Genomic DNA, 11,791 nt, shown 5'->3' with positions numbered 1-11,791 from the left:
CTTTTTTAAATATCACACCGCATAAACCCATCTTTTAATGCCTGGATCTTGTCATCCCAAGTAGGAATAAACTCTTGGGCCACGTACCCTGTAAAACCTGTATCGTGAATTGCTTTGATGATAGCAGGGTAGTACAATTCCTGTGTTTCATCAATTTCATGCCTGCCGGGAACACCAGCAGTGTGGTAGTGCCCAAAATAAGGGTGGTAATTCTGTATGCTTCGGATAATGTCCCCTTCTTGGATCTGCATATGGTAGATATCGAACAACAATTTAAAATTATCGCTGCCCAAGTGTTTGCAAAGTTCCACACCCCATAAAGAGTTGTCACACATATAATCGGGGTGGTTTACTTGGTTAAAAAGTTCCATTTGGATCACTACACCGTGTTCTTCGGCCAATGGCATAATCTGGGAAAGCCCGTCCACACAGTTTTGAAGCCCCACATAATCGTTCATCCCGTTGCGATTGCCACTAAAACAAATAAGGTTGGTATAACCCGCTTCGGCCACTTTCGGAATCATTTCCGTGTAGTTTTTGATCAGCTGCTCATGGTATTTTGGATTGTTCCATCCCTCAGCCAAACCAATTTCAGCACCGTTGCACATAGAGCAATGTATGTCGTACTTTTTTAATATGGGCCATCTGTCAGGGCCTACGAGATCAATGGCTTTAACGCCCAATTCGTTCAATGTCTTTAAAAAATCCTCCAGCGGGATGTCATTAAAACACCATTCGCATACACTGTGGTTGATATTGTGCTTGAGTTTAAAGGTTTTGGATTGCCCTTGGCTGGCTGCCATGGCAGAGGCTGAAGCCAGACCTGCAGACCCAACGGCAGCAGTGGCTATAAAATTTCTACGTTTCATTTTTCGGATTTGTTATGGGAAAGATAGTATTTTCGACCTAGATATGGAAATACGTCCCGATTCAAAACAGCTTTTGGAGCTGGCACATTACAAGATGCCCTTTGGTAAATTCAAAGGGCGTTACCTTGTGGATTTGCCCTTGCCTTATTTGGTCTGGTTCCGTCAAAAAGGATTTCCCAAAGGAAAACTGGGTGATTACCTAAATACGATGTTGACGATAAAGGATAACAACCTGGAACCCATCATAAGAAAGTTGCAAAAAGATTTTCCTCGCGAATCTTCCTGATTTTTGCCCAGCAATTAGTAATTTTACGCCCCGTAATAGAATGAGCAATATGTCAGATACCAAGTACATTTTCGTTACGGGAGGCGTTACCTCTTCGTTGGGTAAGGGAATCATCGCCGCATCCTTGGCTAAACTACTGCAAGCCAGGGGGTACCGGACCACCATACAAAAATTAGATCCCTACATAAATGTAGATCCGGGAACGCTGAATCCTTATGAGCATGGCGAATGTTATGTGACCGATGATGGTGCCGAAACCGACTTGGATCTTGGCCATTACGAACGTTTTTTGAACGTACGCACCTCCCAAGCCAATAATGTAACTACGGGCAGGATTTACCAAAGCGTTATTGAAAAAGAGCGAAGAGGTGAATTTTTGGGCAAAACAGTACAGGTAGTGCCCCACATTACCAACGAAATTAAGGAGCGCATCCAAATTTTGGGCAATAGTGGGGATTACGATATTGTTATCACCGAAATCGGGGGTACGGTAGGGGATATCGAATCATTGCCTTATATTGAATCTGTTCGGCAGTTGCTTTGGGAATTGGGCGAGCACAACGGTATTGTAATCCATCTAACCCTAGTGCCGTTTTTATCTGCGGCAGGGGAGTTAAAGACAAAACCCACGCAGCACTCGGTCAAAACATTGATGGAGAGCGGAATAAAAGCGGATATTTTGGTGTGCCGTACCGAACATCAGATTTCGGAGGACATCAAGGAAAAATTGGCGCTTTTCTGTAATGTAAGAAAAGAGGCTGTGATCCAATCCATAGACGCATCCACCATTTACGATGTACCTTTATTGATGCAGGAAGAAGGCTTGGATACCGTTACCTTGGAAAAGTTGGCACTTCCCAACGATACCCAGCCCAACCTAGATCAATGGAAGGAGTTTTTGCAACGCCATAAAAATCCAAAACATAAGGTAACCATCGGATTGATCGGAAAATACGTCGAACTTCCCGATTCCTACAAATCCATACAAGAGGCTTTTATCCATGCAGGTGCGGCCAATGAAGTGGATGTTGAGGTAAGATCGGTGCATTCCGAACATCTATCGGCCAAAAACATTGACAAAAAGATGATGGGCTTGGACGGCATTTTAGTTGCCCCAGGCTTTGGTGAACGTGGTATAGAGGGGAAAGTGTTGGCCGTTCGTTACGCCCGTGAAAACGATATTCCCTTCTTGGGGATTTGTTTGGGCATGCAAATGGCGGTTATTGAATTTGCCAGAACGGTGCTGGGTCTGGAAAAAGCCAACTCCACCGAAATGGATAAAAATACGCCAGACCCTGTAATAAGTTTAATGGAAGAACAAAAATCCATTACCGATATGGGCGGAACCATGCGTTTGGGCAGTTGGGACTGTCACCTAAAAGAAGGCAGTTTGGTGGAGAAGGTATACGGTTCTTCCGATATTGAAGAACGACACAGGCACCGCTACGAATTCAACAATGCCTACAAGGAGCAAATGGAGGAAGCTGGATTGGTTGCTTCTGGGCTGAACCCAAGAACAGGCTTGGTGGAAGTGGTGGAAATTCCTTCGCATCCATGGTTTGTTGGTGTGCAGTACCACCCAGAGTACAAAAGTACGGTTGCGAGTCCGCATCCCTTATTTGTGGGGTTTGTAAAAGCGGTATTGACCCAAAAGCAGAAACAAAACAATGCCAGTTTGGCATAAAACGGGGTTTTGGGCATATATTTGCCACCTGAAATACCAATAAAATATTTCTACTAAATAATATTCATGGAAGAAAAGAAGCTGGATATTAAGTCCATTATTGGATTTGTACTGATTTTTGGGATACTCATATACATGTTTTACCAAAATCAGCCTACGCCAGAAGAGTTAGAGGCACAAAAAGCAGAGCAAGCGCAGATAGAGGCGGAGGAAGCCAAAGCGGAGGAGGCGGTCAAAACCGCACCCGTAAAGGAAACCAAGACCATAGATCTTAACGATTCCACCGCTGTGGCCCAATACAAAAATACGGTTGGGGCATTTGGTTTCACCCAGACTTCGGATGGAACCACCACTCTCGAAAACGAAGTACTTCAACTGAAAGTATCCAATAAAGGGGGACAGATTATTGAGGCCAAAATGAAGAATTTTGTCACCTACGATTCCGTTCCCGTATTTTTGGTAAAAGATGGCAATGCCAACTTTGCACTGAATTTTACCACATCGGACAATCGGGTTCTCAGTACGGCGGACCTGTATTTTGAACCGTCACTTACCCAAAGCGGGGACAACCATGTGCTTTCCATGAAGGCCAAAGTGGCCAACAATCAATTTTTGGAATACCGCTACGAAATGAAACCAAAAGAATATTTGGTGGACTTTACCGTGCGTTCCCAAGGTTTGAGCGGAGTTTTCAATACCAGTAAGCCTGTTACCTTGGAGTGGGACCTTAAAGGTATTCGCCACAATAAAAGCGTGCAGTACGAAAATAGATATACCCGTCTAACGTACAATCACGATGATGGTGACATCAGCAAGCTTTCCGAGAGCAGTGATTTTGATGAGGAAACCGAAGTGGATGTAAAGTGGTTGTCGTACCGTCAGCATTTTTTCAGCTCTATTCTAGCAACCGATGAGCACTTTAAGACTGCCGATCTAACATCCACAAACTTGGTCGAGGAAGAGAGCAAGGAACTCCAATTTACGAAAGCATATACCACACGGGCCCCTTTGGAGCTGCAAGGTGGCGAACTATCACAAAACATGTACTGGTACTACGGGCCCACCGATGTAAAGGTATTGGATGATTATAAGGATTTGGGCCTTGCCGATTCCATTCCGTTTGGATGGGGAATCTTTGGTTGGATCAACCGTTACGTATTTACGCCCTTCTATACGTTCTTGAGCTCGTTTTTACCCTATGGAATTGCCATTGTTATTATGACGATTTTGGTTCGATTGGCACTTTCGCCCGTCACCTATAAATCGTATTTGTCGCAGGCCAAAATGAAGGTGTTGAAGCCGGAGATTTCGGAAATCAGCGAAAAGTACAAGGACAACGCCATGAAAAAGCAGCAAGAGACCATGAAGGTGTACAACAAAGCAGGGGTGAGCCCTATGAGCGGCTGTGTGCCCGCTTTGTTACAGTTACCCATTTTCTACTCCCTGTTCATGTTTTTCCCGACTTCCTTTGCGTTGCGGCAAAAACCTTTTTTATGGGCCGAGGACCTATCGTCTTACGACACTATTTTTGAGTTGCCGTTCACCATACCCTTTTACGGTGACCACGTATCCTTGTTCCCGATTTTGGCATCCGTGGCCATCTTCTTCTATATGCAGATGACAACGGGCCAGAGCATGCAGATGCAACAGCAGCCCGGCATGCCGAACATGAAATTTATCATGTACCTATCGCCCGTTATGATGTTGTTCTTCTTTAACAACTACGCAAGTGGGTTGAGTTTGTACTATTTCGTTTCCAACTTGATTACCATCTTTATTATGTTGGCGATCAAGAACTACATCCTGGACGAGGATAAAATCCATGCCCAAATACAGGAGAACAAGAAAAAACCTAAAAAGGAAAACAAGTTCCAGCGTAAAATGCGCGAAATGATGGAGCAGGCCGAAGAACAAAAGAAATCAGGAAAAAGATAGTACTGGGGTAAATACTTTTCGGTTCAAAAAAAACTCCCTCAAGATTTTCTTGGGGGAGTTTCCATTTATAGGTGTAGTTTGGAAAGATTTGGGACTCCAAAGATGCGACATCACGCCTATCCAAAAAATTAAAAGTTGTAAAACCGTCGGTTTTTGTGGGTAAATAATCCCTTGTTGATGTGTTATCGATGAACGGTAAATTTTACGCAATAAAAAACCCCCTCAATTTGTTTTGAGGGGGCCTTTTGCATTATCCATCAATCAAAAACCAGTTAGTTTGAAGTGTCCGGGATGAGTACAGTATCCACTACGTGGATGACACCATTGATGGCTTGTACATCCACGGCATCAATACCAATGCCCATGTTTCCGGCACCGTCGGTAATATCTGCAATGTTATCACCTGTTCCGGGTAGGTTGATGGTGATCATATCGCCTTCCAAAGTGGTAGCTGTGGCTCCATCGCTCAAATCACCGGATCGAACATTGGCACCTGCCACCACGTGGTGTTGCAATATGGGTATTAGGTCAGCTTCGGCCGGAATGCTGGCCAAGGCATCAAATGCTTCGTTGGTAGGGGCAAACACGGTGAATGGATCGCTTCCCGCACCGTCTTGTGCCGATAATACGCTCACAAAATCCGTACTTGGCGTCAACTCTGTCAATGCAGATACCAAGGTAGAGAAGTTCGGGTCGGCAGCGGCAAAAGTTACCACTGTTGGCAAGTCGATAACAGCATCCACGGTATGGATTACCCCGTTGCTTGCCACAATGTCCGCCATGGCCACGTTACTTGTACCGTTTAAGGTTACACCATCATCGGTATTAATGTATAAACTTAAATTCTCGTCAGCAGCATACTCAGCAGCTGTGTTCACATAAGCATTTGTCAAATCCGAGGAGAACGCAGCGGCTCCCACAATCACGTGATTGGCCAAAATAGCATTCAAATCATTGGAATTAGGATTGGTAAATGCACTAAAGGCATCGTTTCCAGGAGCGAATACAGTGAATGTTTCTTCTTCATTGGATAGTAAATCTGTAAACGTTGTGTTTCCACCATCGGTCAATGCACCTACCAAAGAGGAAAGTCCTGGATTGGCAACCGCATGGTCCACAATATTTGGAATATCTATTACGGCATCTACCACATGAACAATACCGTTGATTGCTTTTACATCCGCAGCTACTACGGAGGCAACACCGTTAAAGGTTACACCATCAGAGGTATCGAAAAACAAGCTTACATTTTGCTCACCGGCCCCAGTGGCCAAAGTACTTGTGTAACCGGAACCAAGTCCTGTTAAGTCGGTTGAGGTAACTTCACCACTGATTACGTGGTTAAGCAATACATTGGTCAATACATCCACGGGAACGTCCTCTAGCGCTGCACCATCAAGGAAAGCCTCAAAGGCTTCATCGGTCGGGGCCAATACGGTAAAAGGTCCATTACCGCGCAATACGGTGGGTAAATCCCCGTTGGCCGCGGTAAGGGCAGCAACCAAATTCTGTAGGTTTTCGTTGCCAATGGCCAAATCGGTAATGGGCATTAGGATAATGTCGGCCAGTTCATCCAAAATAGCCTGGGGCAATAAAACTTTGTCTATAATATGTACAACACCATTGGAAACTTCAATATCTGCGGTAGTCACCTCAGCGGCAACATCGGTTGCATCTTGAATAAACACGCCACCTTCGGTGGATACTTGCAAGGAGGAACCCTGTAAGGTTGTAAGGCTCATTCCGTTGCTCAAATCGGTGGATAGGGCAGCATCTCCTACCACGTGGTAGGTTAAAATTACAGCTAGCAAATCTTGTAATTGTTGGGAGCTAAAATCGTCCAAGGAATCAAAACCATCCAGTTGTGCAAGCAAATCTGTAAATGCTTGATTGGTTGGGGCAAAAACCGTAAATGGCCCTTCACCACTTAAAGCAGCAACCAAGTCGTTATTGGCGCTCTCATCCGCTTTTTGAAGGGCGGCAACCAAAGTGCTCAATTCGGCGGTTGCCTGTGCGGCTTCAACAATATTATCTCCTTCCTGTTCAGGAGGCATAGGTCCATTGTCATCATCGGAACACGATGTGAATCCAATGAAAACCAATAAAAGGGTCAATCGGGTTAAATGTTTTAAAGCTTTCATGTTATTTTAGGTGTTTGTTTAACAATGTGAAAATATGATTAAACAAAATAACAACAATAATGTTTAACATTTTTAATTAAAACTTTAACAAAATTAAAATTCTAGGGATGTGTAGGTTATAATTTCACAGCTGTTGCTTTAGGATATATTTACCATTATTAATTAACGTCAATTCGTATTTTTGTAGCCTTAAATCATTGCAATGAAAAAGGTTGTTGTTGGACTTTCGGGAGGAGTGGATTCAAGCGTAGCTGCTTATTTGCTCAAAGAGCAGGGGTACGATGTAATCGGTCTGTTTATGAAGAATTGGCATGATGATTCTGTGACCATTTCGGAGGAATGCCCTTGGTTGGAGGACAGCAACGATGCATTGATCGTGGCCGAAAAACTGGGAATCCCTTTTCAAACCGTTGATTTAAGTGCGGAGTACAAGGAGCGAATCGTGGATTATATGTTCAATGAGTACGAAAGAGGAAGGACCCCCAACCCCGATGTGCTGTGCAATCGGGAGATCAAGTTTGATGTGTTCCTTAAAATCGCCCTACAATTGGGGGCCGATTACGTGGCGACAGGACATTATTGCAGAAAAGGAACCATCCAAAATGACGATGGTACGGAAACCTATCAGTTATTGTCCGGTAAAGACCCGAACAAAGACCAATCCTATTTTCTTTGTCAATTGTCGCAAGAACAGTTGTCCAAGACCTTGTTCCCAATTGGTGAATTGTTAAAACCAGAGGTTCGAAAAATAGCGGCAGACAACAATTTGATCACGGCCGATAAAAAGGACTCCCAAGGATTGTGTTTTATAGGAAAAGTGCATCTGCCCGAGTTTTTGCAACAAAAATTAAAGCCCAAAAAAGGGGTGATCGTGGAAGTGCCTAGTGATGCCGCACAATTTTCGATTGCTGTTCCAGCATTTCGGAATGAGCGGGAAAAATTGGTTTTCCAAGCCGAAAAGCCTGTATACTCCGAAACAGACGGTAAAGTGGTCGGGGAGCACCAAGGCGCGCATTATTTTACCATTGGGCAGCGAAAAGGCCTCAATGTTGGCGGAACCAAAGAACCTTTGTTCGTAATCGATACCGACGTGGAGAAGAACATCATCTATACCGGTCAGGGGAAAACGCATCCGGGGCTTTTAAGAAATACGCTGTTCATAAAGGAGGACGAACTCCATTGGGTACGCCCGGATTTGGCTTTGCAGGAAGATGAAACTATGGAAGTAATGGCCCGAATTAGATATCGACAGCCCTTGCAAGCGGCAACACTCTACAAAGTAGAAAACGGCTTGTATGTGGATTTCAAAGAAAAACAGTCCGCCATTACCGAAGGGCAGTTTGCCGCTTGGTATAGCAATGATGAGTTGATCGGTTCAGGAGTGATCTCCTAACCGGAATCCTTATTTATTTTGATTATTTTGGTGGAAATCTGAATCAAAACCTTCATGCAAAATAAAATCACGCAACTTTTCGGAATAGCATACCCTATCATTCAGGCGGGAATGGTCTGGGCCAGCGGTTGGCGTTTGGCCTCTGCGGTTTCCAATGCAGGTGGATTGGGGTTGCTAGGAGCGGGAAGTATGTATCCCAAGGTGTTGGAAGAGCACATCATAAAATGTAAAAAAGCAACCGATAAGCCTTTTGGGGTCAATGTTCCCATGTTGTATCCTGACATTGAAAAGTTGATGGACATTATTGTTGACCAAGAGGTGAAAATTGTATTCACTTCTGCGGGAAATCCGAAAACTTGGACCAAATTTCTTCAAGAGAAGGGAATTACTGTGGTTCATGTGGTGAGTAGCGTAAAATTTGCCCTCAAAGCCCAAGAAGCCGGAGTGGATGCCATAGTGGCAGAGGGTTTTGAAGCTGGAGGACATAACGGAAGGGATGAAACCACGACCATGGTACTGATACCTTCGGTAAAAGAGAAAATACAAATACCCCTAATTGCCGCTGGAGGTATTGCCACGGGCAGAGCCATGTTGGCAGCTATGGTTTTGGGTGCCGATGGCGTTCAGGTAGGGAGTAGGTTCGTGGCCTCCCCTGAGGCATCGTCCCACGAACTCTTTAAGCAACGGGTGGTTGATGCCCAAGAAGGGGATACCCAATTGACCTTGAAGGAGCTGGCACCGGTACGTTTGCTCAAAAACAAATTTTTTAAAGATGTACAGGAAGCCTATGCCGAAGGAGCTTCCATTGAAGATTTAAAAACCCTATTGGGAAGGGCCCGGGCCAAACGCGGTATGTTCGATGGGGATATGGAAGAAGGAGAACTGGAAATAGGCCAAGTTTCCGGTTTGATCCATAACATAACACCTGCGGCAGAAATAGTTAAAGAACTAATGGCTGAATTCAACCAGGCAAAAGCTGAAATTCAGCACTATTAAAGCATTCCGCCAAAAGTTTGGGAAACTTTTAATACTTTTACGCTGCGCAATGAGAACACTAATCCCCACACTACTCTTTTTTGTGCTCGCCTCGCATTGCCATGGGCAAGTGGAGCGGGACAAAGCACTCCACTTTTTGGGAGGTAATCTCTTTGGCCTTGCAGGGGCCGGAATCGCTAAACAAGCTTCTGATGGGAATAGAATCTGGACTTTTGTTGGGTCCGTGGCTGGCAGTACCCTTATTGGATTGGCCAAAGAGACCGTGGATGCTGGACAACGCGAAAATGGTTGGGACAATGATGATCTCGCCGCTACCATTTTAGGGGGTGTTACCGTGGGTGTTACCATAGACCTTTTCTCTAAAAAAGATGATAGAAGGCACTTGCGAGGTCGTTACTCTAACCTGAACTTAAAGAAACAAAAGCAGTTTCTTCATCCAAAATCGGAATTTGTTGTGTTGGATGGCAAACTCCCGTCACTGAATACCTTGGGGCTTTCCAATCGGGAGTTAACTGTTAAATAGTTTTACAAATACTTTTTAGAATTTGTAAAAATCCGTCAATTCGAATAATTTTTTTAAGTGAAAACCAGAAAATTGTATCTGTCTACAGGTAGGTTTTAAGGTTGTAGACGATGGTCGAGAGGTGCATGCACTTGTTAGCCTGTCCCAGTCCTATGGAGTTTACCTTTAGTAGGACCATGAATTGGGTCAGGGTATACCGAATACTGGTTCCACCGTGCTCTGCCGTCTACCTTTCATGTACCTGCCATAATGATCATCACGGACTTTTTGCCTAACTTGTGCAACAGACACAATGGCAATAAGTAATTGCTTGCTATTGACTACCTCGGAAAATCCTCTTAAATTTTCAGTTCGGTGTATTCTTGCAAAGTTAACTGCCAAACCACACAACTACTCATAGCAGGAAACCGTTGGCTGTAATTAAAAACCCCTCCTTAATTTTGAATTTTAAGACAAATGTCTTATATTGATGGACAAATGTCAATGTTATGCTTGCTGAGAAACAAAAAGAACATTCAAACGATTTAACAGCTGTCAATAAAGCGATTAAGGTTTACGTTCGAAATATAGGTAAATCTTCACGAATAAAAATCAAAGCAAAAAATATCACATATTCTGATTTTTTTGAAAATAAAATGCTAATAATTCGAGCAATAAGAGAAGGCTTACCTTACAAGTTGTTTAGTGAAATTAAAGAAATTACACCTTTTACAGAAGATGATTGGGCTGAATATTTGAACCTATCTAAAAAAACATTACAGAGACATAGTAATGATGCTAATTATCTTTTTAAGCCTATCCATACTGAAAAAATAATAGAATTAGCAGAAGTCACAAATTTCGGAAAAGAAGTATTTGATTCTGCAGAACAATTTTATTTATGGCTTAACACGCCTTCCTATGCACTCGGCAATTTAAAACCAGCTGAGCTATTAAAAGACTCTTATGGAAAGGAGTTGGTAATGAGTGAGTTAAATAGAATTGACCAAGGAATTTTCGCATAATGAGAGTATTTAGACTTTCAAAGAAAAAATTTTCTAAAGAATTAAGCGGAAAAGGTGCTTCTAAGTCAGGAAATAGATGGAATTCAAAAGGAACAGAAATAATTTATTCAGCCGAAAGTAGAGCATTGGCTATGGCTGAGGTAGCAGTGCATTTAAGCCTTGCTACTTTACCCAGTGATTATGTGATGATTGAGATAGACATACCAGACAGCATAAAAATAAAAGAACTCAAATTAAAAGACCTTCCAGAAAATTGGAATAATCATCCACCAAATATTAGTACTCAAAAATTAGGCGATGAATTCATTGACTCTTTAGACTTATGTGTTTTGAAAGTTCCGTCTGCAGTTGTTCAAGGGGATTCCAATTATCTAATTAATCCTTATCATAAAGAATTTAAAAAAATAAAAATTTTAGATATAACAGAATTCCCTTTTGATAAAAGAATATTTAAATAACTACAGCAAACAAAGATGGTAATCGTTGCATAAGCCCCTGATTCAAGAAAAACAGACCTCGAATGAGGCTAAAAAGGCAGTCTCTTTTTTTTGTTTAAAACTGAAAGGGATCGTAACTTTAGTTATGAGCCGAAAAGTAGTATGGAAGACCAATGACCAGGACCAGTTGAGCCTTCTTCCACCCAGTTATGATGACCTTGTGCCCAAAAACCATCCTGTCCGGATCGTCAATTCAATTTTGGAGGGAATAGACCTTGGAGCATTGGAAAGGACCTATAAGGGAGGGGGCACCTCCAGCTATCACCCGAAGGTACTGCTCAAGATATTGGTCTATGCCTATCTGCGCAACCTGTATTCCTCCCGCAAGATAGAGGAGGCCCTTGGGGAAAACCTTCATTTTATGTGGTTGGCCGGCACGGCACGGCCGGACCACAATACCATCAGTAACTTCCGTTCGGGAAAGTTAAAGGGCCACTTTAAAAGAATATTCGATCAAGTGGTC

Annotated in this window: 11 protein-coding genes and 1 pseudogene; 9 read left to right on the top strand and 3 right to left on the bottom strand. The window is 43.2% G+C overall.

Annotation, left to right across the window (positions count from 1 at the left end; genetic code table 11):
• Nucleotides 1-5 precede the first annotated feature (5 nt).
• Nucleotides 6-869 carry a hydroxypyruvate isomerase family protein gene (locus tag AC13CC_RS03675; protein WP_163625619.1) on the bottom strand — a complete coding sequence of 288 codons (864 nt, stop codon included), beginning with the start codon at nt 867-869 and terminating at the stop codon, nt 6-8.
• Nucleotides 870-912: 43 nt separating this feature from the next.
• Between AC13CC_RS03675 and AC13CC_RS03670 the strand changes: the two genes are divergently transcribed.
• From AC13CC_RS03670 to yidC, 3 genes are all read left to right on the top strand, one after another.
• A complete protein-coding gene (locus AC13CC_RS03670; RefSeq protein WP_163625618.1) occupies nt 913-1,155 on the top strand; it encodes a DUF3820 family protein in 243 nt (80 codons plus the stop codon).
• Between the two features lie 49 nt (nt 1,156-1,204).
• On the top strand, nt 1,205-2,839 hold the full coding sequence (locus AC13CC_RS03665; RefSeq protein WP_482875746.1) for a CTP synthase: 1,635 nt from the start codon (nt 1,205-1,207) through the stop codon (nt 2,837-2,839).
• Nucleotides 2,840-2,905: 66 nt separating this feature from the next.
• Nucleotides 2,906-4,774, top strand: a complete 1,869-nt coding sequence (yidC, locus tag AC13CC_RS03660; RefSeq protein ID WP_482875745.1) for a membrane protein insertase YidC — start codon at nt 2,906-2,908, stop codon at nt 4,772-4,774.
• A gap of 272 nt (nt 4,775-5,046) precedes the next feature.
• On the opposite strand, the gene AC13CC_RS03655 is transcribed toward yidC, so the two are convergent.
• The gene (locus tag AC13CC_RS03655; RefSeq protein WP_482875744.1) at nt 5,047-6,915 is read right to left on the bottom strand and encodes a fasciclin domain-containing protein; all 1,869 of its coding nucleotides are present in this window, start codon (nt 6,913-6,915) and stop codon (nt 5,047-5,049) included.
• Between the two features lie 202 nt (nt 6,916-7,117).
• On the opposite strand from AC13CC_RS03655, the gene mnmA reads away from it, so the two are divergent.
• The 3 genes from mnmA to AC13CC_RS03640 are packed head-to-tail and all read left to right on the top strand — an operon-like array spanning nt 7,118 to nt 9,827.
• A complete protein-coding gene (gene mnmA / locus AC13CC_RS03650; protein WP_482875743.1) occupies nt 7,118-8,308 on the top strand; it encodes a tRNA 2-thiouridine(34) synthase MnmA in 1,191 nt (396 codons plus the stop codon).
• 54 nt (nt 8,309-8,362) lie between these two features.
• A complete protein-coding gene (locus AC13CC_RS03645; RefSeq protein ID WP_482875742.1) occupies nt 8,363-9,304 on the top strand; it encodes an NAD(P)H-dependent flavin oxidoreductase in 942 nt (313 codons plus the stop codon).
• A gap of 49 nt (nt 9,305-9,353) precedes the next feature.
• Entirely contained in the window at nt 9,354-9,827 is a 474-nt protein-coding gene (locus AC13CC_RS03640; protein ID WP_482875741.1) for a hypothetical protein, read from the top strand.
• Between the two features lie 85 nt (nt 9,828-9,912).
• On the opposite strand, the pseudogene AC13CC_RS03635 reads toward AC13CC_RS03640, so the two are convergent.
• Nucleotides 9,913-10,073, bottom strand: a pseudogene (locus AC13CC_RS03635) (IS1182 family transposase); the annotation flags it as partial.
• Between the two features lie 242 nt (nt 10,074-10,315).
• Between AC13CC_RS03635 and parS the strand changes: the two are divergent.
• From parS to AC13CC_RS03620, 3 genes are all read left to right on the top strand, one after another.
• Nucleotides 10,316-10,831 (top strand): type II RES/Xre toxin-antitoxin system antitoxin, encoded by a 516-nt coding sequence (parS, locus tag AC13CC_RS03630; RefSeq protein WP_482875740.1) that lies wholly within the window; start codon nt 10,316-10,318, stop codon nt 10,829-10,831.
• Nucleotides 10,831-11,289: an RES family NAD+ phosphorylase gene (locus AC13CC_RS03625; RefSeq protein WP_482875739.1), complete on the top strand. Its 459-nt coding sequence runs from the start codon at nt 10,831-10,833 to the stop codon at nt 11,287-11,289. The genes parS and AC13CC_RS03625 overlap by 1 nt, the downstream gene beginning before the upstream one ends.
• Before the next feature lie 124 nt (nt 11,290-11,413).
• The coding region (locus AC13CC_RS03620; protein ID WP_482878239.1) for a transposase at nt 11,414-11,791 on the top strand (378 nt) is incomplete at its 3' end.

It is taken from the genome of Flagellimonas sp. L-11, from assembly GCF_056857735.1.
This window is presented reverse-complemented; position numbering and strand designations above follow the sequence as displayed.

Coding starts and splice junctions, on each gene's coding strand:
- AC13CC_RS03675 (WP_163625619.1), bottom strand. CDS start 869: ATGAAACGTAGAAATTTTATAGCCACTGCTGCCGTTGGGTCTGCAGGT.
- AC13CC_RS03670 (WP_163625618.1), top strand. CDS start 913: ATGGAAATACGTCCCGATTCAAAACAGCTTTTGGAGCTGGCACATTAC.
- AC13CC_RS03665 (WP_482875746.1), top strand. CDS start 1,205: ATGTCAGATACCAAGTACATTTTCGTTACGGGAGGCGTTACCTCTTCG.
- yidC (WP_482875745.1), top strand. CDS start 2,906: ATGGAAGAAAAGAAGCTGGATATTAAGTCCATTATTGGATTTGTACTG.
- AC13CC_RS03655 (WP_482875744.1), bottom strand. CDS start 6,915: ATGAAAGCTTTAAAACATTTAACCCGATTGACCCTTTTATTGGTTTTC.
- mnmA (WP_482875743.1), top strand. CDS start 7,118: ATGAAAAAGGTTGTTGTTGGACTTTCGGGAGGAGTGGATTCAAGCGTA.
- AC13CC_RS03645 (WP_482875742.1), top strand. CDS start 8,363: ATGCAAAATAAAATCACGCAACTTTTCGGAATAGCATACCCTATCATT.
- AC13CC_RS03640 (WP_482875741.1), top strand. CDS start 9,354: ATGAGAACACTAATCCCCACACTACTCTTTTTTGTGCTCGCCTCGCAT.
- parS (WP_482875740.1), top strand. CDS start 10,316: ATGCTTGCTGAGAAACAAAAAGAACATTCAAACGATTTAACAGCTGTC.
- AC13CC_RS03625 (WP_482875739.1), top strand. CDS start 10,831: ATGAGAGTATTTAGACTTTCAAAGAAAAAATTTTCTAAAGAATTAAGC.